Origin of the sequence: Phenylobacterium aquaticum (assembly GCF_022695515.1) — a bacterium.
Classification (GTDB): Bacteria; Pseudomonadota; Alphaproteobacteria; order Caulobacterales; family Caulobacteraceae; genus Phenylobacterium; species Phenylobacterium aquaticum.
This window is the reverse complement of the sequence record NZ_JALDPT010000012.1, coordinates 104,537-131,048: the sequence shown is the minus strand read 5'-3', so window position 1 is coordinate 131,048 and position 26,512 is coordinate 104,537. Positions and strand designations below refer to the sequence as shown.

At 68.8% G+C, this 26,512-nt stretch carries 28 protein-coding genes and 2 pseudogenes; 24 read left to right on the top strand and 6 right to left on the bottom strand.

Annotation, left to right across the window (positions count from 1 at the left end; translation table 11 throughout):
* Positions 1 to 46 precede the first annotated feature (46 nt).
* Positions 47 to 577: a hypothetical protein gene (locus MQH10_RS11130; RefSeq protein ID WP_242564129.1), complete on the bottom strand. Its 531-nt coding sequence runs from the start codon at positions 575 to 577 to the stop codon at positions 47 to 49.
* Positions 578 to 624: 47 nt separating this feature from the next.
* Complete coding sequence (locus MQH10_RS11125; RefSeq protein WP_242564128.1) at positions 625 to 903, bottom strand: hypothetical protein; 279 nt, start codon at positions 901 to 903, stop codon at positions 625 to 627.
* A 631-nt stretch (positions 904 to 1,534) separates the two neighbouring features.
* On the opposite strand from MQH10_RS11125, the gene MQH10_RS11120 reads away from it, so the two are divergent.
* Entirely contained in the window at positions 1,535 to 3,523 is a 1,989-nt protein-coding gene (locus MQH10_RS11120) for a ParB/RepB/Spo0J family partition protein (RefSeq protein ID WP_242564127.1), read from the top strand.
* Between the two features lie 67 nt (positions 3,524 to 3,590).
* Here the strand turns inward: MQH10_RS11120 and MQH10_RS11115 are convergent, their stop codons facing one another.
* Together MQH10_RS11115 and MQH10_RS11110 are read right to left on the bottom strand one after the other, a co-directional pair.
* Complete coding sequence (locus MQH10_RS11115) at positions 3,591 to 3,863, bottom strand: hypothetical protein (RefSeq protein ID WP_242564126.1); 273 nt, start codon at positions 3,861 to 3,863, stop codon at positions 3,591 to 3,593.
* Positions 3,863 to 4,126: a helix-turn-helix domain-containing protein gene (locus MQH10_RS11110; protein WP_242564125.1), complete on the bottom strand. Its 264-nt coding sequence runs from the start codon at positions 4,124 to 4,126 to the stop codon at positions 3,863 to 3,865. The genes MQH10_RS11115 and MQH10_RS11110 overlap by 1 nt, the downstream gene beginning before the upstream one ends.
* A gap of 245 nt (positions 4,127 to 4,371) precedes the next feature.
* Here MQH10_RS11110 and MQH10_RS11105 point away from each other — a divergent pair, with 245 nt between their 5' ends.
* The 10 genes from MQH10_RS11105 (at position 4,372) to MQH10_RS11060 (ending at position 13,450) form a co-directional block, all read left to right on the top strand.
* Complete coding sequence (locus tag MQH10_RS11105; protein WP_242564124.1) at positions 4,372 to 5,136, top strand: DUF2285 domain-containing protein; 765 nt, start codon at positions 4,372 to 4,374, stop codon at positions 5,134 to 5,136.
* A gap of 411 nt (positions 5,137 to 5,547) precedes the next feature.
* Positions 5,548 to 5,859 (top strand): DUF736 domain-containing protein, encoded by a 312-nt coding sequence (locus MQH10_RS11100; protein WP_242564123.1) that lies wholly within the window; start codon positions 5,548 to 5,550, stop codon positions 5,857 to 5,859.
* A gap of 64 nt (positions 5,860 to 5,923) precedes the next feature.
* On the top strand, positions 5,924 to 6,832 hold the full coding sequence (locus tag MQH10_RS11095) for an ArdC family protein (protein WP_242564122.1): 909 nt from the start codon (positions 5,924 to 5,926) through the stop codon (positions 6,830 to 6,832).
* Positions 6,833 to 7,003: 171 nt separating this feature from the next.
* Positions 7,004 to 7,276: a helix-turn-helix transcriptional regulator gene (locus tag MQH10_RS11090; protein WP_242564121.1), complete on the top strand. Its 273-nt coding sequence runs from the start codon at positions 7,004 to 7,006 to the stop codon at positions 7,274 to 7,276.
* Positions 7,273 to 7,794, top strand: a complete 522-nt coding sequence (locus MQH10_RS11085; RefSeq protein WP_242564120.1) for a DUF2840 domain-containing protein — start codon at positions 7,273 to 7,275, stop codon at positions 7,792 to 7,794. Before MQH10_RS11090 ends, MQH10_RS11085 begins: the two co-directional genes overlap by 4 nt.
* Positions 7,788 to 8,309: a S26 family signal peptidase gene (locus MQH10_RS11080; protein WP_242564119.1), complete on the top strand. Its 522-nt coding sequence runs from the start codon at positions 7,788 to 7,790 to the stop codon at positions 8,307 to 8,309. Before MQH10_RS11085 ends, MQH10_RS11080 begins: the two co-directional genes overlap by 7 nt.
* Before the next feature lie 184 nt (positions 8,310 to 8,493).
* Complete coding sequence (locus MQH10_RS11075) at positions 8,494 to 9,084, top strand: lytic transglycosylase domain-containing protein (RefSeq protein WP_242564118.1); 591 nt, start codon at positions 8,494 to 8,496, stop codon at positions 9,082 to 9,084.
* Between the two features lie 247 nt (positions 9,085 to 9,331).
* Positions 9,332 to 11,053 (top strand): relaxase/mobilization nuclease domain-containing protein, encoded by a 1,722-nt coding sequence (locus MQH10_RS11070; RefSeq protein WP_242564117.1) that lies wholly within the window; start codon positions 9,332 to 9,334, stop codon positions 11,051 to 11,053.
* A gap of 10 nt (positions 11,054 to 11,063) precedes the next feature.
* Positions 11,064 to 13,034: a conjugal transfer protein TraG gene (locus tag MQH10_RS11065; RefSeq protein ID WP_242564116.1), complete on the top strand. Its 1,971-nt coding sequence runs from the start codon at positions 11,064 to 11,066 to the stop codon at positions 13,032 to 13,034.
* Positions 13,035 to 13,036: 2 nt separating this feature from the next.
* A complete protein-coding gene (locus tag MQH10_RS11060) occupies positions 13,037 to 13,450 on the top strand; it encodes a ribbon-helix-helix domain-containing protein (protein ID WP_242564115.1) in 414 nt (137 codons plus the stop codon).
* Positions 13,451 to 13,546: 96 nt separating this feature from the next.
* Here the strand turns inward: MQH10_RS11060 and greA are convergent, their stop codons facing one another.
* Positions 13,547 to 14,020, bottom strand: a complete 474-nt coding sequence (gene greA, locus MQH10_RS11055; RefSeq protein WP_242564114.1) for a transcription elongation factor GreA — start codon at positions 14,018 to 14,020, stop codon at positions 13,547 to 13,549.
* Positions 14,021 to 14,236: 216 nt separating this feature from the next.
* Here greA and trbB point away from each other — a divergent pair, with 216 nt between their 5' ends.
* The 11 genes and pseudogenes from trbB (at position 14,237) to MQH10_RS11005 (ending at position 23,367) form a co-directional block, all read left to right on the top strand.
* Positions 14,237 to 15,166, top strand: coding sequence for a P-type conjugative transfer ATPase TrbB (trbB, locus tag MQH10_RS11050; RefSeq protein WP_242564113.1), 930 nt, complete (start codon positions 14,237 to 14,239; stop codon positions 15,164 to 15,166).
* Positions 15,163 to 15,483, top strand: a complete 321-nt coding sequence (locus MQH10_RS11045; protein ID WP_242564112.1) for a TrbC/VirB2 family type IV secretion system protein — start codon at positions 15,163 to 15,165, stop codon at positions 15,481 to 15,483. Before trbB ends, MQH10_RS11045 begins: the two co-directional genes overlap by 4 nt.
* On the top strand, positions 15,483 to 15,752 hold the full coding sequence (locus MQH10_RS11040) for a VirB3 family type IV secretion system protein (RefSeq protein WP_242564111.1): 270 nt from the start codon (positions 15,483 to 15,485) through the stop codon (positions 15,750 to 15,752). Before MQH10_RS11045 ends, MQH10_RS11040 begins: the two co-directional genes overlap by 1 nt.
* 5 nt (positions 15,753 to 15,757) lie before the next feature.
* A pseudogene (trbE, locus tag MQH10_RS11035) lies at positions 15,758 to 18,201 on the top strand (conjugal transfer protein TrbE).
* Complete coding sequence (gene trbJ, locus MQH10_RS11030; RefSeq protein WP_242564110.1) at positions 18,198 to 18,929, top strand: P-type conjugative transfer protein TrbJ; 732 nt, start codon at positions 18,198 to 18,200, stop codon at positions 18,927 to 18,929. Before trbE ends, trbJ begins: the two are co-directional and overlap by 4 nt.
* 20 nt (positions 18,930 to 18,949) lie before the next feature.
* Entirely contained in the window at positions 18,950 to 19,168 is a 219-nt protein-coding gene (gene trbK-alt, locus MQH10_RS27075) for a putative entry exclusion protein TrbK-alt (protein WP_419720765.1), read from the top strand.
* Positions 19,165 to 20,328, top strand: a complete 1,164-nt coding sequence (gene trbL / locus MQH10_RS11025; RefSeq protein WP_242564109.1) for a P-type conjugative transfer protein TrbL — start codon at positions 19,165 to 19,167, stop codon at positions 20,326 to 20,328. Before trbK-alt ends, trbL begins: the two co-directional genes overlap by 4 nt.
* Positions 20,325 to 21,011 (top strand): conjugal transfer protein TrbF, encoded by a 687-nt coding sequence (trbF, locus tag MQH10_RS11020; RefSeq protein WP_242564108.1) that lies wholly within the window; start codon positions 20,325 to 20,327, stop codon positions 21,009 to 21,011. Before trbL ends, trbF begins: the two co-directional genes overlap by 4 nt.
* Complete coding sequence (gene trbG / locus MQH10_RS11015) at positions 21,011 to 21,982, top strand: P-type conjugative transfer protein TrbG (RefSeq protein WP_242564107.1); 972 nt, start codon at positions 21,011 to 21,013, stop codon at positions 21,980 to 21,982. The genes trbF and trbG overlap by 1 nt, the downstream gene beginning before the upstream one ends.
* Position 21,983: 1 nt before the next feature.
* Positions 21,984 to 23,137, top strand: a pseudogene (locus MQH10_RS26815) (TraB/TrbI/VirB10 family type IV secretion system protein).
* A gap of 5 nt (positions 23,138 to 23,142) precedes the next feature.
* Entirely contained in the window at positions 23,143 to 23,367 is a 225-nt protein-coding gene (locus tag MQH10_RS11005; protein WP_242564106.1) for a DUF2274 domain-containing protein, read from the top strand.
* A 57-nt stretch (positions 23,368 to 23,424) separates the two neighbouring features.
* On the opposite strand, the gene MQH10_RS11000 is transcribed toward MQH10_RS11005, so the two are convergent.
* On the bottom strand, positions 23,425 to 23,985 hold the full coding sequence (locus MQH10_RS11000; protein ID WP_242564105.1) for a TetR/AcrR family transcriptional regulator: 561 nt from the start codon (positions 23,983 to 23,985) through the stop codon (positions 23,425 to 23,427).
* A gap of 160 nt (positions 23,986 to 24,145) precedes the next feature.
* On the opposite strand from MQH10_RS11000, the gene MQH10_RS10995 reads away from it, so the two are divergent.
* Together MQH10_RS10995 and MQH10_RS10990 are read left to right on the top strand one after the other, a co-directional pair.
* Complete coding sequence (locus MQH10_RS10995; protein ID WP_242564104.1) at positions 24,146 to 25,150, top strand: class I SAM-dependent methyltransferase; 1,005 nt, start codon at positions 24,146 to 24,148, stop codon at positions 25,148 to 25,150.
* 85 nt (positions 25,151 to 25,235) lie between these two features.
* Positions 25,236 to 26,480: a nickel/cobalt efflux transporter gene (locus tag MQH10_RS10990; RefSeq protein ID WP_242564103.1), complete on the top strand. Its 1,245-nt coding sequence runs from the start codon at positions 25,236 to 25,238 to the stop codon at positions 26,478 to 26,480.
* The last annotated feature ends 32 nt before the right edge of the window (positions 26,481 to 26,512 follow it).

Here is a 26,512-nt window from a genome sequence, read left to right as displayed (position 1 = left end):
TGCTGAGGATCGTCACGCGCGTCGACCGGCCTGAACCCGGGTTCAGCTAGGCGGGCGGGAACACCATGTCGATACCCCAGGCGCAGGCCGACAGCAGGTCCATGGCGATCCCCGGGGAATGGACCTGGGACGTCCCGTGGGCGAGGTCGTTGCGGAGTTCGATCATCGCCTCGATCGGGTCGACGGGCGGCCGCCACACCAGGCTCGGGTCGCGTTGGGGCAGGGGCGGGAAGATCCGCTGTTTGCGGGCGCGCTCGACGAGGTTGCGAAGTGTCCCCTTGGCCGGCCCGCCATGGCCGTTGAGCCGGTGCTTGAGCGCCAGCTCGAAGGCGCCGAACGCCTGGTTTCCCGCCACCACCATCAGGTCATAGTCGAAGAAGGCGTAGAGCAGGGTGTTGCGCGCCCGGTCGAAAGCGTCGCGGACCTCCAGCTGCGCCGCGCCGGTCAGCGACACCTCGCCGATCATGCGGTGATGATCGGCGAGGGTCATCCGGCGCGGAACCGCATCCTCGAGAACGCAGAAGCTCTCGAAGCGAGGATCGGGCCGGAGGATGTCGTCGGCGGACTTGAAGGCCATCGCCCTAGGTGGGGACGACGGCGCCATCGCGGGAGAGGGGGCGCCCGTCAGCGGTGTCGAGCCGTGGTCCTATGGCCGAGGTGGCAGGCTTGGGGCTGCGGATGGTGGCCTCTGGCCTTGTGAGGCAGGATCACGCGGGGCGGGGGGCCGTGGGGTGACGCCTGGGTCTCGAAGCGCATGTCCAGCTGCCCGTGGGCAAGGTGGAAGGCGCCGCTGGCATGGTCGGCGTGGGTGATGCTGTAGGCCGCACCGAAGAAGATCGATGCGCAGGCGAGGGTGATAACGACCGCGTTCAGGTTTGCGGCGAGCGGGTGGAGTAGGGTCATGTTCGGTTCCTTATACTATGACATGGTCTCGTTTCCTCTTGTGAATCCGGTGGGCGCACGAGGGGTTGTTGTCGGAAGGATTTCCGAGTAAGTATAGTTTAAATCAAAACGAGCTTGACTGCAAGAAATATTCTTGCGGTTGCTGAAGATTCGTGCTTGGGGGAAGGCCTTCCCCTGCGGTCGAGCCCGGGTCTCGTCCGACCCCTTCGCGCGGGGAGGACCCCGCGACGCCCCCGGATGTTGAGAGCGGCCGTCGGACGGTCTCGGTCCCGCCGCGTGCCGCGGCTCCTACGGGTCCGTCCCAAGCGGGCGCCTTTGGGCGCCGCCGGCCGCTCGCCGTCGCGTTCCGCCCAGCGCTGCGCGCAGGCTCCTTGCAGCCTTCATTTTGGGGGCGCGGCGCCCGGAGATCGGGCCGCCGCTTCGAGACTTAGGGCTCCGCCCTCGGCGCGCTTCGGAGCGCCTTCCGCCCCGCTTCGGGCCCTCGCAGGACGGACACCGGGGCCGGGCTTCTCAGCCCTGCAGCCGGGTCCCCGCGAAGGCGCCCGCTCCGCTTGCACACCCGGTCTCGCCGACGGGCAGGGCCGCAGGCGCGCGCTTCGCGCCTGCACCCCAAGCCCCATAGGAGGCCATCATGAACGCTCACAGTCCCATCGAAACCGCCGCCCCGGCGGCGGTCGCCATCGTCAACGGCGCGGTGATCGAGGTCCCGCTCAACCGCCTCAAGGCCTCGCCGAGGAATGTCCGCAAGGTCCCGCACACGGCGGCCTCCATCGAATCCCGCGCCGCCAGTATCGCGGCCAAGGGGGTGTTGCAGCCCCTGGTGATCGAGCCCGAGCTGGGGGAGGGCGGCGACCCCACCGGCAACTGGCTCGTGACCATCGGCGAGGGCCGCCGCCAAGCCCTGCGGCTGCTGGCCAGCCGCAAGCGCATCAAGAAGACCCATCTGGTCCGCTGCGTGGTCGATGTGGTGAACGACCCGGCCGAGATCAGCCTGGACGAGAATGTCAGCCGCACGGACATGCACCCCGCCGATCAGTTCGAGGCGTTCCGCGATCTGGCCGAGCGCCGGGGCTGGGGGGCCGAGGAGATCGGCGCCCGGTTCGGGGTGTCGGCCCATGTGGTGCGCCAGCGCCTGCGCCTGGGCGCCATCTCGCCCAAGCTGATGGCGGTCTATCGCGAGGACGGCCTGACCCTGGACCAGCTGATGGCCTTCGCGGTCAGCGAGGATCATGGGCGCCAGGATCAGGTGTTCGAGATACTGAGCTACAACCGCGCCCCGCACGCGATCCGCCGGGCCATGACCGAGAGCAAGGTCCCGGCGGAGGATCGCCGCGCCTCCTTCGTCGGCCTGGAGGCCTATGGTGAGGCGGGCGGCACGATCTTGCGCGACCTGTTCACCGAGGACGGGGGCGGCTGGCTGGAGGATGCGGCTCTGCTGGACCGGTTGACGGCGGACAAGCTGGGCCACCTCGCCGATGATCTGCGGGCCAGGGAGGGCTGGCGCTGGGCCGAGGCCTATCTCGACTTCCCGCACGGCCATGGCTTCCGGCGGGTCTATCCGCATCCCGTGGAGCGGACCCAGGCCGAGGTGAAGAAGATCGAGGCGGTGTCCGAAGACTACGACGCCCTAGTCACCCAATGGAGCGCCGTGGAAGACCTGCCGCCCGAGATCGCGGCGCGGTTCGCCGAGCTGGAGGCCGAGTTGGAGGCCTTCGGGGACGGCCATGCCTACGACCCCGACGATATCGCGCGCGGCGGCGCCTTCGTGGTCCTGGCCCATGACGGCCAAGTCCGCATCGAGCGCGGCTTCATCCGGCCCCAGGACGAGGCGCCTGTCGTCGAAGCGCCGCAGGACGAGGAGGGCAATCCGGCGTCGGATCAGGCCCCGGCGGCGGTTGAACCGGAGGACGAGGTCGAGACGGCGGGCGCAGCCCTGTCCGAGCGGCTGGTGCTCGACCTGACGGCGCGGCGCACCGCTGCGTTGCGCGACGCCCTGGCTCAGGACGCCAATCTGGCGCTGGTGGCCGTCGCCCACGCCCTGGCCCTGCGGACCTTCTATCCGACCTATGACCAGCCGACCTGCCTGGAACTGAAACCGGCCTGCATCGGCCTGGACGGCCACGCCCCGGACCTCGCCGACACCCTGGCGGGACGCCAGATCGCCGAGCGGCATGCGGCCTGGGCGAGCCGTCTGCCGCGTGAGGCCGATGAGGTCTGGGGGGCGGTCATGACGCTGGATGGCGGCGGCCTGCTCGACCTGATCGCCCACTGCGCGGCCCTGACGGTCAACGCCGTCCACGTGCCGTGGGATCGCCGCCCTGGCGCCTGGGCGCATGCGGAGGTCTTGGCCCAGGCGGTGGGCCTCGATATGACCGGCTACTGGACGGTCACGGCTGACAGCTATCTGGGCCGCGTGACCAAGGCGCGGATCGGCGAGGCTGTCACCGAGGCGGTGTCCGCCGAGGCGGCCAGCCGCATCGCCGACCTCAAGAAGCCGGACATGGTTGAGGCCGCGCAGGGTTTGCTGGCCGGGACGGGTTGGCTGCCCGAACTGCTGCGCACCCGCAGCGCCCCGCCGTTGGCGGACGAGAGCGGGGCCGTCGCGGTCGCGGCGGAATAGCCTTCGGCTCCAGCCGGGCGCCCCCGTGGGTTGATCCCACGGGGGCGTTCGTGCGCCCGACGTTCCGTCAGGGGCGCCGGCGCGCCCGCTTGATCAGGCTGAAGGGGAGGCCGACCTTGCGCGACCGGTCGTCCAGCCAGCGCTCGACGGTGAGGTCGCGCTTGCGCACGTGATCGGCGAAATCTTGGAACAGTTGGCGGAAACCGCCCACCAGCACCTGCGGCTCCACCAGGGCGATATCCTCCCCTAGATCGTCATGGAAATCGTCCAGGGCCAGCAGACTGATCACCGCCAGCTTGTTGTCCATGGCGGCCAGGGCGAGGCCAGGCCGCTTCAACATCACCTCCAGGACGATGGCCCAGGGTCGCTCCCGGTGGCCTCGGCGAACCTCTCCAGACGCAGGAAATCCAGACGGCCCCGTCCGGCTTCGAAGTGCTCGTAGGAACGGGGCGCCATGCCCATGGCCTCGGCCACATCGACGACGCGCAAGCGTCGCACGTTCCGAATGGCGCGCAGGACGTGAGACAGCCGCTCGGCCTGGCCCCTGGGGTCGGCGTTCGGGCGGTCCTGGGCTGCTGGCGAACCCTGTCCGAGCGCACTCACCCTGGACTCCTCACACACTCTGCCTCGCGGTTTCCAATCTATGCCGTTTAGGTTGTATTTCCAGTTGTTTGCACGGGGGGCCCGGCCAAGTCGTTGCGGCGACGCGCAAACGGGAGGCGGCTTTCGGCAAATCCTTGCGGGTTAATGCGCGGGTTTCGTGCGGCCGACCACGGAGGTTTGCGGGATCGGGATGAACCCGCGTGGTTGCGATGGCGCACGGCGGACTCGACGGCTGGACTGGTCGGATGCCCGGCTTTGCGCAGGATCATCGTTCTAGGGCTATCGATCCCGACGTCGAGGCGGGGAGCGGCTTGCGGTTCCGCGCCGAGCTGGCCTGGGCGTTCCTGCGGCGCGATCCCGGCTATCGGCAAGCCTATGCCCACGCGATCGCCTGTCCCGACCCGCTGACGACCTGGCGCGCCGCCAACCGCGTATGGGGTCTGGAAGCTCCGGCCGATCCTGCTCTTGCCGCCGAGGCGGCGGGCGTGCTCTGGCGCGGCGATATCGCGCCGGCCGTGGTGGTGGACCTCGGGCCCGCGCCGGGTGACGCGCCGGGCGCAGTCGACCTGGCCGCCGTCCCCTGGCCGCGCCGTTGCGACGGGGCGACCACCTATCTGCGTGCGCCCTTCGGCCTACAGGTGCGTGTGGCCGCGCGGGACCTGCGCCAGCCGTTGGCGGTGACGGCGCCCTTGACCCGCGATTTCGAGGTTCGCCTGCGCACCCTGACCCTGCTGCATCGCGCGCTTCGCGGCCAACCGCCGGGGCCCGATGTGACGCCGCAGCAGCTGCGGCGGCTGCGCCAGGCGGTCCAGGCCTTTGATGGGCGTGAGGCAGGACTGTGCCATCGCGAGATCGCCGTCGGCCTGTTCGGCGCGGCGTCGGTGGCGCGGGAGCCTTGGAAGAGTTCGAGCCGCCGGGACGCCACGACGCGGCTGTTGCGGCTGGCGGACCACCTGTGCTCGGGGGCCTATCGCGACCTCTTGAGAACGCGGCCGAGGACGGCGACCTAGGAGCAGGGGCGCCGCCGGGCGGTTGGCGAGACCTGGCTGGGGCGCGTGGGGCGTCGTGTCCGGGGGGGCAGAGTCCGGGGCGCTTGTGAGGTCGGGTCTTGAGGGCGCGGGCAGATCATCATCGCTCGGCGGCAGCGGCGTGGCCAAGCGTCTCCTGGCGTGACTGGCTGCGTCCTTCGCGCCTCTCATGGCCTGATCTGGACGGACCGTCGGCGCCCCGGCAACGGCGCGGCGCGGCTGTCTTCCCCTGAGCGCGGGCGCTCATTCCTCGCGAGGCAAGACAACCGCGCCGCGCCGTCCTTCGCGTGCGCTGCGGGGCCAAGTGGCCTGCCGGGGCGCCGCCGGCCCGCCCTGTCCGATCGCCATCGAGGCCGCGATGGGCGCGGCCCGAAGACGACAGGAGACTTACACATGGCCACCATCGGAACCTTCCATAAGAGCGAAGACGGCTCCTACGCCGGCGCCATCAAGACCCTCACCCTCAACGTCAAGGCCGCCCTGTTCCGCCCCGCGGACAAGGACAACGACAAGGCCCCCGACTTCCGGATCTTCGCCGGCCCCACCGAGTTCGGCGCCGCCTGGAAGAAGCTCTCCCGCGACAACCGCGACTACCTCTCGGTCAAGCTGGACGACCCCAGCTTCACGGGTCCGATCTACGCCTCCTTGGTCGACGCGGACGACGGCTACAGCCTGATCTGGTCCCGCGCCCGCAACGCCGACTGAGCCCCCAGACGCGCCGCCTCCGCGGCGGCGCGTCCCTCTTCCCCGCATCTCAAAGGAGACCGCCATGTCCCGCGGATCCGCACCCGCACGCCCGGACCTCTACAGCCGCGTCACCACCCAAATCCTCGAAGACCTGCAACGGGGCGTCCGCCCCTGGGTCAAACCCTGGTCGGCCGAACACCTGGCCGGCCGCATCACCCGGCCCCTGCGCCACAACCTCGAGCCCTATCGCGGCATCAACATCCTGCTGCTCTGGGCCCAGGCCTCCAGCCAGGGTTACACCGCTCCGATCTGGATGACCTTTCGCCAGGCCCTGGAACTCGGCGGCTGCGTCCGCAAGGGCGAACACGGCGTCACGGTGGTCTACGCCAATCGCTTGACCCGCACCGAGACCGGCGACGACGGCGCGGAGACCGAGCGCGAGATCCCCTATCTGAAGGCCTATACGGTGTTCAACATCGAGCAGATCGACGGCCTGCCGGCCGTCCTGCAGGCGACCGAGCCGCCGCGGCTCGACCCGGGTCAGAGGATCGATCAGGCCGAGGCCTTCTTCGCCGCCACTGGGGCGGAGATCCGGCATGGCGGCAATCAGGCCTATTACATGATCGGCGAGGACCGGGTGCAGGTCCCGGCCTTCGAGGCCTTCGTGGATCCGCAGAGCTACTACGCGACCCTGGCGCATGAATGCACCCACTGGACGCGTCACCCCAGCCGACTCGACCGTGACTTCGGTCGGCAGCGGTGGGGCGATCCGGCCTATGCCCGCGAGGAGCTCGTCGCCGAACTGGGCGCGGCCTTCCTCTGCGCCGACTTGGGTCTCGAGCTCACCGTCCGTGAGGATCACAGCGCCTATCTGGCCCACTGGCTGGAGGTGCTGGCCAATGACCATGGGCTGATCTTCAGCGCCGCCGCCCGCGCGCAGCGAGCCTGCGACTATCTGCACGGCCTGCAGCCCGACTTGCCGCCGGCCTGAGCGTCCTGCGGCCTCGCCCATCTGGGTGAGGCCGCGTCTTCCTTGGTCCAATGGGGTGCAAAATCCGGCGCCCGACCTTCGCCCTCCCACCCCGCGATTTGTCTCCGCCAGGCTGTCCCAAGTTCCGCCGCCAACCGTCGCGGCGCCCTGGAGCCCTTGTGGAGGCCGATCATGCCCGACACCACCGCCGCCTTGCCGCCGCGCTACCTGCGCACCCCCGAAGCCGCCCGTTTCCTCGGCCTGTCCGGTCGAACCCTGGAGAAGCACCGCACCTACGGCACCGGACCGACCTACAAGAAGATCGGCGGCCGCGTGGTCTACGCGCTGGACGACCTGCAGGGCTGGGCCAACCGTGGCACCCGGATCGCCACCGATGACCCGGGGGTCGGCACGGTCTATCCGGCCAGGCGGCGTCCGGAAGATCGCCCCTGGCCGGGCCGATGAGCCCGTCCGCCGTGCGCTCCGGCGGCGCCGACGCTGTCACCGCCGATGCGCCGGACCCGCGAACCTGGGTCGAGCTGGTGTGGATCGAAGGCCGGATCGAGCGCTGGATCCGCTTCGGCTCGGCGGCGGGCGAGGTGATCCTCGACCGCCGCCGCCGGCGGGTGGCCTTCGCGCCCCACGCCGTCTTCGCCTTTGTCCGTTGGGCCGCCAATGAGGCCGGCACGGTCCAGTCGCGGATCGACATTCTGCAAGCTGTCGCCCTGGGCGCTGCCGTCACGACGGTTCCCGGCGTGACGCCGGGCGGCCTCAGTCTGTTGCGGCTGGGGACCTGGCCCACGGTCCAGGCCGCCTTGCATTGCGTCGATGCAGTGGAGGCCCTTGGTCTCGATCCGGTTGAGATCGCGCCGGACTATTGGCGTCACGTCCACAACCGGCTGGCGGCGCGCGCGACGCCCCGGCCCTACAGCCTGGCGCGGCATCGCGCCTGGCGCCTGCGCCGCGAGCTGGGCGGATGTTGAACCGCACCTGGCCCACGATCGCCGCGGTCGCCGTGCTGTTGGCCGGGGCCGGCATCGCCGCGCCCTCGACGCCGCGTCTGGTCTGGAACGCCACGGCCAGCGCGCCGGAAGGGCTCTATGGATTGCATCACACCGACGCCCTTCAGCTCGGCCAGATGGTCGCCGTTCGACCTCCACCGGCCCTGGCCGCCTGGTTGGACGCGCGGGACTATGCGCCATCCGGCGTGCTGTTGGTGAAGCAAGTCGCCGCGCTTCCGCCGTCGTTGGTCTGCCGCGACGGCGCGCGGGTGACGATCGACCGTGTGCTCGCCGCAGATGCCCGGCCCGCGGATCGATGGGGCCGCGCCCTGCCGGTGTGGCGTGGTTGTCGGCGCCTGGGTCCCCAGGATGTGTTCCTCCTGAACGGCGCGCCAGGGTCCCTGGATAGCCGCTATCTCGGACCCCTGCCGCGCGGAAGCGTGGTCGGGGTGCTGTCGCCGCTATGGCTTCTGCACGGGGCCTGGGATGGCGTCTGATAGCTCTCGTCCCGCAGCACCTTTGTTCGATCGAACAGCTGACGGCCGCGCCTTCGTCCCGACCAAAGTCCCCACGGGCGGCGTGCGCGGCGGCTGTCAAGGGCGGCCGTCAGGCCGGCGCGCCTTGCCCTTGAGGGCCGCAAGCCCGCCGCCACGCTGGGTATCTATCGGGATCGTCACCCTGGTGCTGGGCTTGGCCGGACCTGGCCGTGCCCAGTCCGTTCCGGCGGCCGACGACCTGCAGGAGATCGTGCTGGAGGCGGCCTCGCGGTTCGCCCTGCCGCCCCATTGGATCGCGGCGGTGATGCGCGCGGAAAGCGCCGGCCAGGTGCGCGCCGTCTCTCCGAAAGGCGCGCTCGGCCTCATGCAGGTGATGCCACAGACCTATGAGGGCCTGCGGGTCCGCTACGGGTTGGGCGCCGATCCGTTCCAAGCGCGCGACAACATCCTGGCCGGGTCCGCCTATCTTCGCGAACTGCTGGATCGCTATGGCCAGGCCGGAATGCTGGCCGCCTACAATGCCGGTCCCGCGCGCTATCAGGACTTCCTGAGGGGTCGGCGGCCCCTACCATCCGAGACCCAGGCCTATGTCGCCGCCCTGGCGCCGGCCCTCGGCCGGTCCGCGGCGTTTGAGGGTGTTCCGCGCGCCTCCAGTCCGCCGCGGCCGAGCCTGTTCGTGGCGCTTACCCCAACCGGACCCGTCGCGGAGGGTGACGGCTCGTCCTCAGCTCCTGGGCTCTTCGTCGCCTCGAGCCGCCCGGAGGACCAGCGATGAGCCCCCGTTGGCCCCTTAGGGCCCGATTGCAGGTCTTCGCGGGTTCGGCGCTCTTGGGAGGGGGAGGGGTCTCAAGGAAGGGACGATGGCAGGATAAAAGCCGCGAGGTGCGCGCCGGGGTTGGGGGCGGAACCAGCAACAATACCAAGGCTGTCGCACGAGGTATTTACACGACACGCAGGCTGCGGTTCGCCGGGAAACCTTGCTGGGCAAGCGATCAGCGCACCTCACGCCGGGGTGGCGGCCGATGACCGAGAACGAGTTCCAACTGCGGCCGGGCCGCCTTAGATCGAAGGGGACGGCGGGGCCGCGCACCTTCGTCGGCGAGGCCCTCGCCGCTGCGCAGCGGGCCGGCGGACTGGCCACCGGCGCGCGGTCGCGGGGCGGCGGGACCTTTGGCCGGGGCCGCGTCGCCAGTCTGTCCGCGCAACGCGGGCTAGGCGTCCGATCCCGGTCCGCCGTGGTCAAGGCCAGGGTGGTGCGGCACGGCGGACGTGGCGCCCCGCTGGGCGTCCATCTCAACTATCTGCAGCGCGAGGGCGTGACCCAGGACGGCGCGCGGGGCGAGATGTTCGACGCCGCCGGCGAGGCGGACCCCAAGGCCTTCGCCGAACGCTGCGCGGACGACCGCCACCATTTCCGGTTCATCGTCTCGCCGGACGACGGCGAGCAGCTGGCCGACCTCAAGGCCTATACGCGCGACTTGATGGCCCAGGCCGAGGCGGACCTGGGCACGCGGTTGGACTGGGTGGCTGTGGACCATTGGAACACCGGCCACCCGCACATCCACATCCTGGTCCGGGGGCAGGGGGAGGATGGCCGCGACCTGGTGATCTCCCGCGACTACATCGCCGAGGGCCTGCGGGCGCGGGCCGGCCAGCTGGTGACCCTTGAGCTGGGCCTGCGCAGCGACGCCGAACTGGTTAGGCGTCTCGACCAGCAGATCGGCGCCGACCGCTGGACGGCCCTGGACCGCAGTCTGGCCCGCTCGGTCGGCGAGGCCGAGGGTCTGATCGATGTGCGCCCCCCGCGGTTGGGCCGACCGGACTGGACCCAGCCCGCCAAGGTCGCACGGCTGAAGAAGCTTGAGGGCCTGGGCCTGGCGCGGGAGACGGCGCCGGGGCGCTGGACCCTGGCGTCCGAGGCTGAACCCACCCTGCGCGCCCTGGGTCAGCGGGAGGCCGTCATCGCGCGGATGCACCGCGCGATGACGGCCCAGGGGCTGACGGTCGATCCCGCTCGCCTGGCCCTGGAGGACCCACCACCGCGGTCCTTGGGCCAGCTGATGGCGCGGGGTCTCGACGACGAGCTGAAGGGGAGCGGCTTCGCGGTTCTGGCCGGGACCGACGGCCTGACCCACCACCTGCGAGTCAAGGACCTGGCGGACACCTCCGACGCGCCGGTGGGCGCCCTGGTCGAGGTGCAGACCCTGACCTGGGGCGGCGGCCGAGATCACGTGGTGTTGGCGGTTCGATCGGACCTGACCCTGTCCCAGCAGATCTCGGCTGAGGGCGCGACCTGGCTGGACCGGCAACTGGTCGGGCGAAACCCCGCGCCCTTGGGACAGGGTGGCTTCGCGCAGGAGGTGCGTGAGGCCCTGGCGGCGCGGGCGGAGGTCCTGGTCGACCGGGGCCTGGCGCGCCGCGCCGGGGCACGGCTCATCTTCGCCCGCGATCTGCTCGACACCCTGCGGGATCGGGAGTTGGAGGCCACGGCGCAACGGCTGTCGGCCCAGACCGGTTTGGCGCACCAGCCGTTCGGCTCCGAGGGCGAAATCGCCGGGGTCTACCGCCAGCGGCTCAACCTGGCCTCCGGGCGGTTCGCGATGATCGACAACGGTCTGGGCTTCGCCCTGGTCCCGTGGCGCCCCGACCTCGAACGCCACCTCGGCCAGGAGGTGCGGGGGCTCGCCCAACCGGGCGGCGGCATCGCCTGGACCTTTACCCTGAAACGCGGACTTGGCCTGTGAGGAGGCTCCCATGAACGGCACGAAGGTGATGTGGGCGCAGCTGGCCCTGGTGTTCGCCCTGGTCGCGGCTGCGGTCTGGGCCGCGACGGAATGGACAGCCTGGCGGCTGGCCTTCCAGCCAGAGCTCGGGCGCCCCTGGGTCGTCCTGGGCGGCTGGCCGGTCTATCCGCCACCGGCTTTCTTCTGGTGGTGGTTCGCCTTCGACGCCTATGCGCCCAGGGTCTTCCTGGAGGGCGCTGGGATCGCCGTCGCCGGCGCCGCCGTCGCCATCCTGGGCTCCCTGACGTTGTCGATCTGGCGGGCTCGGGAATCCCATTCGGTCACCACCTACGGCTCGGCGCGCTGGGCGCGGCCTAAGGAGATCCGCGCCGCCGGCCTGTTGACCGGCGCCGGGGTCATGCTGGGCCGGTCGGCCGGGGGCTATCTGCGCCATGATGGTCCCGAGCATGTGCTGTGCTTCGCGCCGACCCGCAGCGGCAAGGGGGTCGGCCTGGTGGTCCCGTCACTGCTGACCTGGCCAGGTTCGGTGATCGTCCACGACATCAAGGGCGAGAACTGGAGCCTGACCTCGGCCTGCCGCGCGCGCGTCGGTCGGGTCCTGCTGTTCGACCCGACCAATCCGCAGAGCTGCGCCTACAATCCCCTGCTGGAGGTCCGGCGCGGGGACCGCGAGGTGCGTGACGTTCAGAATGTCGCCGACATCCTGGTCGATCCGGAAGGCGCCCTGGAGCGACGCTCGCACTGGGAGAAGACCAGTCACAGCCTGTTGGTCGGCGCGATCCTCCACGTGCTCTATGCCGGGGCCGACAAGACCCTGGCCGGGGTCGCGGAGTTCCTGTCCGACCCGAAGCGGCCGATCGAGACGACGCTTCGGGCCATGCTGACCACGCCCCACCTGGGCGACCGGCCGCACCCCGTGGTGGCCTCGGCGGCGCGGGAGCTGCTCAACAAGAGCGACAACGAGCGTTCCGGGGTGCTCTCCACCGCCATGTCCTTCCTGGGCCTCTACCGGGATCCCGTGGTGGCCCGCGTCACCCGTCGCTGCGACTGGCGGATCGCCGACCTGGTCGACGCGGCGCGACCCGCCAGTCTCTATCTGGTGGTGCCGCCCTCGGACATCAGCCGCACCAAGCCCCTGGTGCGGTTGATCCTCAACCAGGTCGGCCGGCGGCTGACCGAGGATCTGGACGCCAGGGCCAAGCGGCACCGGGTGCTGCTGATGCTGGACGAGTTCCCGGCCCTGGGGCGGCTGGATTTCTTCGAAAGCGCGCTGGCCTTCATGGCCGGCTATGGCCTCAAGGCCGTGCTGATCGCCCAGTCCCTGAACCAGATCGAGAAGGCCTATGGGCCGAACAACGCCATCCTCGACAACTGCCATGTGCGGGTCTGTTTCGCGACCAATGACGAGCGCACCGCCAAACGGGTGTCCGATGCGCTCGGCACCGCCACCGAACTGAGAGCCATGAAGAACTATGCCGGCCATCGGCTATCGCCGTGGCTGGGCCACCTGATGGTGTCACGGCAGGAGACCGCGAGGCCCTTGCTGACCCCGGGCGAGGTGATGCAGCTGCCACCCAATGACGAGTTGATCCTGGTGGCGGGCTCCCCGCCGATCCGCGCCCAGAAGGTCCGCTATTTCGAGGACCCGCAGCTACAGCGCCGGGTCGGTGTGATCGCCGCCATGACGCCGGTCCAGAGTCCGCCGGATGACTGGTCTGGCCTTCCACCCCTAACCGCGACGGAGTCTCCACCATCGGCGAGGGCGCAGGACGTGTCAGGCGAGGGGGGACTGCGGCGCGAACCGGAGCCGATGTTGGAGGACGTCATCGAACCGACGCCGCTGCCCGTCGCGGAGTTCCAATTCCTGGGGGACGACGATGGCGCGGGCGAGGAACAGGACGAGCTTCGGGAGGTCCAGCGGCGGTTCCGGCGCGTCGCCCGCCAAGCCTCCCTTGACCCCGACGATGGCGTGGAGCTCTGACCATGATGAAGTCGCGGCTGTCGGTCTATCTCGACCCGGAGACCCTGCGGTTGCTGGAGGCCTTCGCCGTCCAGCGGGGCAAGTCAAAATCCCTGGTGGCCGAGACGGCGATCACCTCTTTCCTCACGCCGGACACGGCGGAGCGGCATGAGGCGGCGCTTGCCCGCCGGCTCGACCAGCACACGCGGGTCATGGAACGCGTCGAACGCAATCTGGGGATCGCGATCGAGATGCTGGCGCTGTTCATCCGGTTCTGGCTGACGGCGACACCGCCCCTGCCGGACGCCCAGCAAGCCTCCGCCCAGGCCAAGGGGCGCGAGCGCTACGAGGGGTTTGTCGCGGCGTTGGGCCGGAGACTTTCCAAGGGGGCGAGTTTTACACGGGAAGTGGTGGACGACGTTTCAGATGAACGGTAGCCCCACGCCCGCGATCAATGCCTGTCCCTAGCGCCGAAGAGACTAATTGGTTCGATCTCTGGTGAGTCATCTACGTCAGGGGGCCGCCTTAGTGAATCATACCCACTCTACCTTCGTGATCTCGTATGCTTTCAAGCCGCCGGGAGTTCTCACCTCGACGACGTCGCCGCTCCCCTTGCCGATCATCGCGCGGGCGATGGGGGAGGTGATCGAAATGCGGCCCTTCTTCACGTCTGCCTCATGCTCGCCGACGATCTGGTAGCGGGCCTGCTCCTCAGTATCTTGGTCGATCACGGAGACGGTGGCCCCGAACTTGATCTGGGTTCCGGACAACTTCGTGACGTCGATGACCTGGGCGCGCGCGATCATGTCGCCGATCTGGACAATCTGTCCTTCGATCCACCCCTGCCGATCCTTTGCGGCATGGTACTCGGCGTTCTCCTTCAGGTCACCGTGGAGGCGCGCCTTCCCGATCGCGACGGTTACGGCGGGGCGCTCGATCGTCTTGAGCCGCTTCAAGTCCTCGTCCAGGGCGAGATAGCCCTGAACCGTCATAGGCACTTTATCCATGGCGATTGGTGACTCGCGTTCGCTCTAGGGGAAGTTTGAGGGCGCCGCGCAGTTTCAGGTGATCGCACGCTGCAGGGCTACTACGCCGAAACTACCATTGATCTCCGCAGATATGCGAACTCACTAGCCAACCGTTGGCCGCCGATCTGGTGGCGACGGGAGGTGCAGGTGGGTAGTTCGCCGGTTCGAAACGAGGTCCTGGTCCGCAGTTCGCGCATGCTGCGGACCGCGCTGGGTCCCGACATCGCCGGCTGGCTCGACGACCCCACCGTGGTCGAGGTGATGCTCAATCCTGACGGCCGCCTCTGGCTTGATCAATTGACCTCAGGCCTGCGGAACACCGGCCAGGTCATGGCGGCGGCGGAGGGCGAGCGGATCGTTCGGCTGGTCGCACATCATGTCGGCGCCGAGGTCCACGCGGGCTCCCCGCGCGTTTCCGCTGAACTTCCTGACAGCGGCGAGCGGTTCGAAGGCCTGCTGCCGCCGGTGGTCGCTGCGCCCACATTCGCGATCCGCAAGGCGGCGGTCGCGGTGTTTACCCTTCAGGACTATGCCGCCGCCGGGATCATGACGAACGATCAGGCGGCAGGCCTTGCCCACGCGGTGTTCAGCCGCCGAAACATCCTGGTCGCCGGCGGCACGTCCACGGGCAAGACGACCTTGGCCAACGCCCTGCTGGCGGAGGTCGCCAAGTCGTCTGACCGCGTGGTTCTGATCGAAGATACCCGCGAACTGCAATGCGCCGCGCCCAATCTGGTGGCGTTGCGCACCAAGGATGGCGTCTCGACCCTCGCCGACCTGGTCCGCTCTGCGCTGCGGTTGCGGCCCGATCGCATACCCATAGGCGAAGTGCGTGGGGGTGAGGCGCTCGATCTCCTGAAGGCCTGGGGCACCGGGCACCCTGGGGGCATCGCCACCATCCACGCCGGCTCATCGCTGGGCGCGCTGCGCCGGCTCGAACAACTGATCCAGGAGGCGGTGGCTGTGGTCCCCCGCGCCCTGATCGCCGAGACCATCGACGTGGTGGCCGTGCTCAGCGGGCGCGGCGCTGATCGCCGCCTCACCGAACTCACCGACATCACCGGACTGGCCGCCAACGGTGAGTACCTGATCCACAACCTGCGACCTGAGGAGGACGTCCAATGACCCGTCAGTTGTCCCGAAGCACAGCTTTAATTTCCGCGTGGCTTGCGGCCAGCCTGGCCGCCGCGCCAGCCTGGGCCGCCGGCTCGTCCATGCCCTGGGAGGCGCCGCTCCAGAAGATCCTCGATTCCGTCGAGGGGCCGGTCGCCAAGATCATCGCGGTGATCATCATCGTGGTCACCGGCCTGACTCTGGCGTTTGGCGACACCTCGGGCGGGTTCCGCCGGCTGATCCAGATCGTCTTCGGCCTGTCGATCGCCTTCGCGGCCTCGAGCTTCTTCCTGTCGTTCTTCTCGTTCGGCGGCGGGGCGCTGATCTGATGGACGCCTCGCCCGACATTCCTGGCTTCGAGGCCCCGGTCCACCGGGCGCTGACCGAACCGGTCTTGCTGGCCGGCGCGCCGCGGGCGCTGGCCATCGTCAATGGCACGGTGGCCGCGGCGCTCGGCTTGGGCCTGCGGCTCTGGATCGTTGGCGTGGCGGTCTGGCTGATCGGTCACGCACTCGCCGTCTGGGCCGCCAAACATGATCCCCATTTCGTGGACGTGGCGCGCCGCCATGTCCGCACGCCCAGCCATCTGGGGGTCTGAGCGCCATGTTCGATCTCCGGGAATATCGCCGACGCGGCGCCCAGCTCGCCGATTTCCTGCCCTGGGCCGCCCTGGTCGCGGACGGCGTGATCCTCAACAAGGACGGCTCCTTCCAACGGACGGCGAGTTTCCGGGGCCCCGACCTGGATTCGGCCACAGGGTCGGAGCTGGTCGCCGCCGCCGCGCGCCTCAACAATGTCCTGCGCCGTCTGGGGTCTGGGTGGGCCGTGTTCGTGGAGGCCCAGCGCAATGCCGCCGAAGCCTATCCGACCAGCGCCTTTCCGGATGCCGTGTCTGCGCTGGTGGACGAGGAGCGTCGGGCGTTGTTCGAGGAGGAGGGGGCTCATTTCGAGAGCCGCTACTTCTTCACCTTCACCTACCTGCCGCCCTCGGAGCGGACCGGCCGCGCCCAGGCGTGGCTCTATGAGGGACGTCAGGCCGCAGGCGTTGATTGGCGCGAAGTCCTGCGCGGTTTCATCGATCGGACCGAGCGGCTACTTGCCTTGCTGGAGGGCTTCGTTCCCGAGGCCGTGTGGCTGACCGATGTCGAGACCCTGACCTACTTGCATTCGACGGTCTCCACGGCCCGGCATCGCGTCTGCGTCCCCGAAACTCCGATGCATCTCGATGTCCTGCTGGCCGACCAGCCCTTGGTCGGCGGCCTGGAGCCACGGCTAGGCCGTGCGCATCTGCGGGTGCTCACGGTCAGTGGCTTCCCGTCCTCCACCTGGCCTGGCCTGTTGGACGAATTGAACCGGTTGGCCTTTCCCTATCGCTGGTCGACGCGGGCCATCTGCCTGGACAAGGTCGACGCGGCCAAGGTGCTGACCGGATCCGGCGGCAATGGTTCGCCAAGCGCAAGTCGATCATGGCGATCCTGAAAGAGGTGCTGACCAACGAGGCCTCGGCCCTGTTGGATTCCGACGCGCAGAACAAGGCGCTCGACGCCGACGAGGCGCTTCAGGAGCTGGGCGCGGACCTGATCGGGCACGCCTATGTCACCGCCACGGTCTGTGTCTGGGACGAGGATCCGGCGACGGCGGAGGCCAAGCTCCGGCTCGTCGAGAAGACCATCCAGGGCCGCGACTTCACCTGCATGGTCGAGACGGTGAACGCCGTCGACGCCTGGCTTGGAAGTCTTCCGGGCCATGCCTATGCCAATGTCCGGCAGCCGCCGATCTCCACCCTCAACCTGGCCCACATGGCGCCGCTGTCGGCGGTCTGGGCGGGTCCGGATCGCAACGCGCATCTGGGCGGGCCTCCCTTGCTGTTGGCAAAGACCGAAGGGTCGACGCCTTTCCGGTTCTCCCTCCATGTCGGCGATGTGGGCCACACCATGGTCGTCGGCCCGACGGGGGCGGGGAAGAGCGTGCTGCTGGCGCTGATGGCGCTGCAGTTCCGCCGCTATGCCGGGGCTCAGGTGTTCGCCTTCGACTACGGCGGTTCGATCCGGGCCGCGACCTTGGCCATGGGCGGGGATTTCCACGATCTCGGCGGCGCGCTCGGGGACGACGCCAACCTCGCGGTCGCGCTACAGCCCTTGGCGCGGATCGACGATCCCGCCGAGCGGGCCTGGGCCGCCGAATGGCTCTGCGCCATCCTGGCGCGCGAGGGTGTTGACCTCACGCCGGAGGTCAAGGAGCACCTCTGGAACGCCCTCGGCTCCCTGGCGACCGCGCCGGTCGCCGAAAGGACGCTGACCGGGCTTTCGGTCCTCCTGCAATCCAACGCTCTGAAACGGGCGCTGCAGCCCTATACGGTGGCAGGTCCCTGGGGCCGCCTGCTCGACGCCGAGCAGGAACAGCTGGGCGTTGGATCGGTGCAGGCCTTCGAGACCGAGGGCCTGGTGGGCTCGGCCTCCGCGCCGGCGGTGCTCGCCTATCTCTTTCACCGTGTGGCCTCGCGGCTCGACGGCCGACCGACCTTGGTCATTGTCGATGAGGGCTGGCTGGCGCTGGACGACCCGACCTTTGGGGCGCAGTTGCGCGAGTGGCTGAAGACCCTGAGGAAGAAGAACGCCTCGGTGGTGTTCGCCACCCAGTCCCTGGCGGACATCGAGACCAGCAAGATTGCGGCCTCGATCATCGAGAGCTGCCCGACGCGGATATTCCTGCCCAACGACCGGGCCCAGGAACCGCAGATCGCCGCGGCCTATGCCCGCTTCGGGCTGAACGCGCGGCAGGTCGAGATCCTCAGCCGGGCAATCCCCAAGCGCGACTATTACTGCCAATCGCGGCGGGGCAATCGCCTGTTCGAACTTGGCCTTGGCGAGGTTGGGCTGGCCTTCTGCGCCGCCTCGGCCAAGGCCGACCAGATCGCCATCGCAGCCATTCTCGAGCGTGACGGCGCCTCGGATTTCGCCGCCGCGTGGCTGACCCATCGCGGCCTGCCATGGGCCGCCGACCTGGTGCGTCCGTCCATTTCAAAATCTCTGGAGACTGTGTCATGAGACAGATCGGTTTGCGTCGCCTTGCCGCGAGCGTGGCGGTCCTGGCCCTGCTGGTGGGCTCCCCGGCCGACGCCCAGCGGGTCGTGTTCGATCCGACCAACTATGCGTCCAACGTGATGCAAGCGGCTCGGTCGCTGGAGCAGATCAACAATCAGATCCGAGGCCTGCAGAACCAGACGCTCAGCCTCGTCAATCAGGCCCGGAACCTGGCGCAACTGCCCTATTCGGCGCTGGCCACGATCCAGGGAAACCTTACCCGGATCAGTGGCTTGATGCAGCAAGCTCAGCGGATCGCCTACGACGTCCAGGCGATCGATCAGGCGTTCAAGGCGGACTATGCCCTGAAGTCGGGAGCGAGCGACGCGGCGCTGATCCTTTCGGCGAAGCAGCGCTGGATGAATTCCGCCGCGGCGTTCCGCGACGCCCTCAACGTGCAGGCGACGGTGGTCGGCAACATGTCCGGCGGTCGCTCGGAAACCCAAGCCCTGCTGACCGCGAGCCAGGGCGCCACCGGGGCTGTCGCCACAGCTCAGGCCGGCAACCAACTGCTCGCGCTGCAATCCCAGCAACTGTCAGACCTGACCGCACTGCTGGCCGCCCAAGGGCGCGCCAGCGCGCTGGATCTGGCCGACCGCGCGGCGAGCCGCGACCAGGCCCAGGAGCAGTTCCGGCGGTTCATGGACCGCAGCCAAGGCTATCAGGCCCAGCCGGTGGAGATGTTCCATTGAGCCGTTCCTCGTGTCTCGTGATGGCTGTAGTCGCGGTCGCCGCGGTTTCGATGTGCGGGTGCAGTCGGAGCTCAACCGCTTCTACGACGCCGGCTGTTCATTCCCAGCTTGATCTCAGCAACGAGCAAGAACGCTGCAGGCGGCTCGGGCTCAAAGTCTATGACGACGCCGCATGCCAGGACCTCCAGGCTGAAACCCGCGCCCGTTTCCTCGGCAAAACGCCGGGACGCGCGCCATGAACACCGGGGTCGTCGACGGTTTTCTTGAGATCTTCACACGCTATATCGATAGCGGGTTTGGCTTGCTGGGCGGCGAGGTCGCGTTCCTGGCCTCCACATTGGTGGCCATCGATGTCACCCTGGCGGCCCTGTTCTGGGCCTGGTCGCCCGGCGACGACATCCTGGCCCGCCTGATCAAGAAGACCTTCTATGTGGGCTTCTTCGCCTTCCTTCTCTCCAACTTCAACGGCCTCGCCCGTGTGGTCTTCGAGTCCTTCTCAGGCCTCGGCCTGAAGGCTTCCGGCGGCTCGATGTCCGCCAGCGATTTCCTGCATCCCGGCAAGCTCGGTCAGGCGGGCATCGACGCCGGCAAGCCGATCTTGGAAGCGGCCATGCAGATGTGCGGGTTTCCCGCCTTCTTCGACAACTTCGCTCAAATCATAGTGTTGATGATCGCCTGGATCATCGTGGTCATCGCCTTCTTCGTGCTGGCCGTGCAACTGTTCGTCACGCTGATCGAGTTCAAGCTCACCACCTTGGCCGGCTTCGTGCTGGTGCCGTTCGGCCTGTTCGGACGCACCGCCTTCCTCGCCGAGCGCGTGCTGGGCAACGTCATGGCCTCGGGCGTGAAGGTCCTGGTGCTGGCGGTGATCGTCGGCATTGGCTCGACCCTCTTCGGACAATTCGTGCAGACCTTTGGCCGCCAGGCGCCGACGCTCGAGGATGTCCTGGCCCTGGCGCTGGCGGCGCTCTGCCTGCTTGGGCTGGGGATATTCGGCCCCGCCATCGCCGGCGGTCTGGTCTCTGGCGCGCCGCAGCTTGGCGCCGGCGCTGCGGTGGGGACGGCGCTCACGGTTGGCGGGATCGGCATGGCCGCCGCCATGGGTGGGCGCGCCTTGGTCGGCGCGGGTGTCGGCGGCCTGAAAAGCGTGGTCGGCGCCATGCGCGGCGGTCGACCGGGCCCGACGGGGTCCGGCGACGGGGGGCTTGGCCCGAAGCCGAATGGACCTGGCGGCGGTGCTCCGTCCGGGGGCGGCGCCAGTGGTCCGCCGGCCTGGGCGCGGCAATACCAGCGGCGGCAGCAGGCGGCGCACGGCGCGTCCGTCGCCGCGCACGCCCTGCGCTCGGGCGATCATTCCGGCGGATCGGCCGCCGTCTCCCTCAGCGAGGATAGGTCATGAATGCCTTCAGTCGTTCGAGCGTGCGCTACGGCGAGACGCCCATCCTAGAGACACCCTATCAGCGCGCCGGCCAGGCCTGGGACGAGCGTATCGGCTCGGCGCGGGTGCAGGCGCGAAACTGGCGTCTGATGGCCTTTGCCGGCTTCGCCCTGTCCTCCAGCCTCGCGGCGGTCGTAGTCTGGCAAAGCGCCCACGGAACCGTGACGCCCTGGGTGGTGGAGGTCGATCGGCTCGGCCAGGCCCAGGCGATCGCGCCGGCCACGGCCGGCTATCGGCCCACCGACGCGCAGATCGCCTGGCACCTGGCCCGCTTCATCGAGAACGTCAGGTCCATCTCGGCGGACCCGATCGTCGTGCGGCAGGACTGGCTTCAGGCCTACGACTTCACGACCGAGCGTGGCGCTGCGGCTCTGAACGACTATGCCCGCGTCAATGACCCGTTCGCCCAGGTCGGCCACGTCCAGGTCGCCGTGGACGTCTCCAGCGTCATTCGCGCCTCGCCCACGAGCTTCCGGGTGGCCTGGCTGGAGCGTCGCTACGACGAGGGCGCCTTGACCTCGACCGAGCGATGGACGGCGATCCTGACCATTGTCCTGCAGCCGCCGAGAACCGCGGACGGCCTTCGCAAGAACCCGCTGGGCGTCTTCGTCCATGCCATCAGCTGGTCGAAGGAGTTGGGCTGATGCGCACGGCGTCCAAGTTGCTTCTGTTTGCCGCGACCTGTGTCAGCGGATGCGCCTCCCATCCCGCACCACCGCCGCCGGCGGCGCTCGCTCCGGTTGCGGTGGCGCCTGAAGGCCCGCCGCCGGCTCCGGTTGTCTATCGGCCAACCGTGTTTGCATCGACGCCAGTGCCGAATCCGCCAGAGCGCCCGCGAACCGTGCCGCCGAGCCCGGATCCGATGACGCAGGTGGCCCGGGCCAACGCCGTGGCGCGGATGCAACCGAGCCTCGCGCGGTTCAGCCAGGCTGAACAGGTCTATGCCTTCGCCGAGGGCGGGGTTTATCAGGTCTATGCGGCCCCCGGGAGGATCACCGACATCGTGCTCCAATCGGGAGAGACCCTGGTGGCGACCGGGCCGGTGGCCGCAGGCGACACCACCCGCTGGGTGATCGGCGACACCGAGAGCGGGGCCGGGCCTGATCGTCGCGTCCACATCCTGGTCAAGCCCACGCGCCAGGGCCTCAGCACCAATCTGGTGATCAACACCAATCGCCGGACCTACCATCTCGACCTCTCGGCGACGGTCGCGACGGCCATGGTCTCCGTCGCCTGGCGCTATCCGCAGGATGATGCGCGTGCGGCGCAGGAGTCCGCCCGCGCCAAGGCGGCCGAGGTCGCCCTTCAGAGGCCCACCGCCGCCGAAGATCTGAATTTCGGCTATCGGATAGAGGGCGCGCATCCAGCGTGGCGACCGAGCCGGGTGTTCGACGATGGTCGCCAGACGGTCATCGAGTTCCCCGCCAGCGTCGCGCAGGACCAGCTGCCGCCGCTCTTCGTCGGCGATGGCCGTGGCCGTCCCGGCGACCTCGTCAACTATCGCGTCAAGGGCCGCACCATCATCGTTGACCGGCTCTTCAAGGCGGCGGAGCTGCGCCTGGGCGATCGTCACAACCAGCAGATTGTCCGCATCTTGCGGCTTGCGGAGCGGTGAGATGACCACGACCGCACCAGTCCCCGAAGCCGTGATTGCGGACGAACTTCGGCTACGTCCGTCTCGGCCGCCCGTGACGCGTCTGTCACGCAAGGTGCTGATCGCCTTGGGCGCGACGTCCGCCTTGGCGATCATCGGAGCCATGGCCTACGCCATGAGCGCCCATCCGGGTCACGTCCCGGCGCCTGAACTCTTCGCGACCGGCGGACCGCCGCCAGACCGGTTGGCCAGCCTCCCCAAGGACTATTCGGCGGTTCCCAAGCTCGGACCGCCCTTGCCCGGCGATCTTGGCCGGCCGATCGTCGAGGCCAATGCCGCGTCCCCGCCCATCGCGGGGCAGCAGTCTGGCGCGCCAGACCCGGTCGTGCAGGCGGCGGAGGCTCGGCGCCAACATGACGTCCAGGAACGGGAAGCCGCGCGCGCCAGTCGGCTGTTCGCCGGGGACGCTGCAGGCGCCACCCGACCAGTCGAAGTCACAGCCACCGATGCGGCGGCCGATGGGGCTGCTGTCCTTGGTGGGGCGCGAGTCTCACTCATGGAACGACCCGTCGATCGGCGTACCGCCAGTCCCGACCGGTTGGCTTCCCCGCCATCGCCCTATGTGGTGCAGGCCGGGGCGGTGATCCCCGCGGCTCTGGTGACCGGCATCCGTTCCGATCTTCCGGGGCAGATCGTCGGCCAGGTGACCGAGAACGTGTTCGACACGGTAACCGGCCGATTCCTGCTCATCCCACAGGGCGCGCGGCTGATCGGGACCTATGACAATCAGATGGTCTTTGGCCAAAGCCGCGTTCTGTTGATCTGGACGCGCCTGATCCTGCCCAATGGGCGCTCTCTGGTGCTGGAGAAGCTGCCGGCGGGGGACGGAGCCGGGTATGCCGGCCTTCAGGACCGCATCGACCACCATTGGCGTGATCTCTTCGGCATGGCGCCTTGGCCACGGTCTTGGGCGTCGGCGCCGAACTCGGCCAGAATGACGGCGACAGCGACATCGTCCGGGCCCTGCGCTCCGGCGCTAGCGGCACGCTGAATTCCGTCGGCCAACAAGCGGTGGGGCGGGGATTGAGCGTACCACCCACCTTGACCATCCGACCTGGCGCATCGGTGCGGGTCATCGTCACCCGAGACCTGATCCTCGAACCCTTTCGTCCGTGATCGCCATGTCTGCAAAGCTGAAACTCTCGACTATCCTCGACGACACCCCCGTCAAGCTCACCATCGAGCTGCCGGCCGCGGTCCATCGCGACCTCTTGGCCTATGGCGAGGCCCTCGCCCGGGACGGCGGTCGCGTCGTCGAGCCGGCCAAGCTGGCGCCGCCCATGCTGGCGCGGTTCATGGCGACCGATCGGGCCTTCGCTCGCCTGAAGACCCGAACCGACGCGTGAGCCCAAAGCTTAGGCTCGTTGTCGCGCGTCATCGGAGCGCTTGCACGATCTTCTCGGTCACCTGGCGATTTCAGTTGGGGCGAGCGCACCGACCGCCATGCGTTGCAGGGCTTCGGCGACGACGTTGGGCGGGCAGGAGGTATGGCCTGAGAGCCATTCCGACAGCAGGCCGATCTGGGCCGACGCCAAATAGGCGGCGGCCAGGGGCGGGGGAAGATCTGAGGAACTGGTTTTGTGTGACCTCGCCCCGAGGCGTTGTTCGATAGCCAGGGTCAGGGTGCGTGTGACCAACTGGCGGGTGGGGCCGGCGAACAGCACATTACCGACCCGCCGGTTCTCCCAGAAGTGTTCGATCGTTTCGAACAGCCGAACCGGGTCGCAGGCGCCTGTGACCATGTCCGCCAAGACCGCGAAAGGGCCCATCAGACCTTCGGTCAGCAGCTCGTCCTTGTTGTCATAGTGCTCATAGAAGGTCGACCGGCCGACACCGGCGCGCTCGACGATATCGGCGACGGTGATCTGGTCATACCGGCGATCGAGGACGAGATGGACGAAGGCGCCCACCAAGGCCGCCTTGGTGCGCTGGACCCGACGGTCTTCGACGGCGAGGTCGGTCAACGGGTTCTCCTGGCGGACACTAGCGCCGTGGGTGTCCGGAAGCGGACGCCGGAGGGCTCCTGTCCGGAAACGCCGGCGGCGCGGTTGCTAAGACCGTAGCCCACAGCCACCGCGATGCAATCGCGGCGGGCCAAGCGGACCCTCGGAGCCCAGGACCCACATGCACGGACACCCCCACACCCCGGTCAAACGCGGCCGCAACCTGCACAGCCACATGTGGATCATGGGCCTGGTCGGCATAGCTGCTGGCCTGGTGCTGCTGATCTATGTCCCGAAGCTGACCCTGGTCTCGAAGTCCCTGCTGCTGTTCGCCGGCTTCCATGTGGTGGGCGGCATCGTCGTACTGTCGTCGCTCTATGTGACCACGCTGCGCGGCTTGGTCCGCCGGTGGACCAAGGCGGGTGATCGGGCGGAGCAGGGGGAAGCGTTCGATTTCGGCTGGGGGCCGGGCTGGATGAACGGCCTGGCGATCGCGGCCCTGGTAAGCCTCGCCGCTGCGGTGGCGATCGAGGTGGCCCTTCCGGGCCTCTGGCCAGCGGCCTTCCTGCTCGTGATGGCTGCCGCGGTCTTCCTCGCCGGTAATTTCGTGATGAGCAGCTTCCGCCGCCCGGACCACGTGGTCCTGCCGATGGTCGATCTGGTGCGCGGCGACCAGGATCTGGTCCTCGACGCCGGCTGCGGCGCGGGACGCACCTCCATCGCCCTGGCGCGCGGGCTCCGGGCCGGTCGGATCGTGGCGGTCGACCGCTTCGACGCCGGCTATATCGACGATGGCGGCCGCAAGCTCCTGGCGCGCAATCTGCGGCTCGCGGGCCTGACCGACCGGGTGACGATCGAGGCGGCCGATCTGACGGCCCTGCCTTTCCCGGAAGGTCGTTTCGACGGCGCGGTCAGCACCCACGTCTACGACCACCTGGGCGACAGGAAGGAGCAGGGTCTGCGCGAGGTGGTCCGTGTTCTCAAGCCCGGTGGTCGGTTCCTGATGGCGGTCTGGGTCCCGGGGTGGACGATGTTCACCGTCGCCAATGTCCTGTCCTTCTTCCTGACCTCCAAGGCGAGCTGGCGAGCCATGGCCGAACGAGCCGGGTTCAAGGTGGTCGACGAAGGTGCGTTCAATCACGCCTGGTTCGTGCTGCTCGAAAAGCCGATCGCGGCGGAGGCATAACCGTGGAGCTCGGCCACGGGCCTTGTCAATAACCTCTCCAGGGGGATAGGTATAAGGCTTCCGTCGTCGCCGTACCGAGTCCCCCATGACCCCCTTCACAGACCTGATCGCCCAAGGGACCGCCCACGCCTGGCTGTTCATTCCGAGCGCCATCGTGCTGGGCGCCCTGCACGGCCTGGAGCCGGGTCACTCCAAGACGATGATGGCGGCCTTCATCATCGCGGTGCGCGGCACGGTCCGCCAGGCGGTGCTGCTGGGCGTCTGCGCGACGCTGTCGCACACCGCCATCGTCTGGGTGATCGCCCTGGGCGGCATGTATCTGTGGCGCGGGGTCGATAGCGCGACCCTCGAACCCTACTTCCAGCTCGCGTCCGGGGTGATCATCGTCGGCATGGCGCTGTGGATGCTGTGGCGGTCACGGCGCGAACAGGCCCTGGCCGCTGTCGCCGAGCATGACCACGGTCCTGGTCACGACCAAGGCGGACACGGTCACAGCCACGATCATGGGGGCCACGGTCACGACCACGGCCACAGCCATGATCATGGTCCTGGCCACGACCATGGGCATGACAAGGGACATGGCGGTCACGCGCCGGGCGGGGCGCCGCGGATCGACACCGGGCACGGGATCTTGCGGCTGGAAGTCTTCGAGGATGGCGTGCCGCCGCGTTTCCGCCTGCGCACAGAGAGCGGCCACGGCTGGAAGGCGGCCCAGGTCAGTCTGGCCACGGAGCGGCCCGACGGCGGGCGCCAGACCTTCGCCTTCGTGGATCGGGACGGCTATCTGGAGTCGGTCGAGGAGATCCCCGAGCCCCATGAATTCACCGCGAGGCTGACCCTGGCGCACGGCGATCACGGCCATCACTACGACGTCGCCTTCGTGGAGCATGATCACGGCGGCAGCGATCATATGCATGAGGAACTGCGCGGCCTGGAGCTCGCCACAGGCTACCAGGACGCCCACGAACTGGCCCACGCCAACGACATCCGCCGCCGGTTCGCCGACACCAAGGTCACCACCGGTCAGATCATCATCTTCGGCCTCACCGGCGGGCTGATCCCCTGTCCCGGGGCGATCACCGTCCTGCTGCTCTGTCTGCAGCTCAAGCAGATCACGCTGGGCGCCGTGCTGGTCCTGTGCTTCAGCATCGGCCTGGCCCTGACCATGGTGACCTCGGGCGTGATCGCCGCGCTCAGCGTCAAGCACGTGTCCAAGCGCTGGAGCGGCTTCGGAGAGATCGTCCGCAAGGCGCCCTTCGTCTCGGGCGCCGTGATCCTGCTGATCGGCATCTATATCGGCGTGAACGGCTGGCTGGCGCTGCCGCGCTGACCTAGGTTGGGTCGAGATCGAGGAGTCTTCGC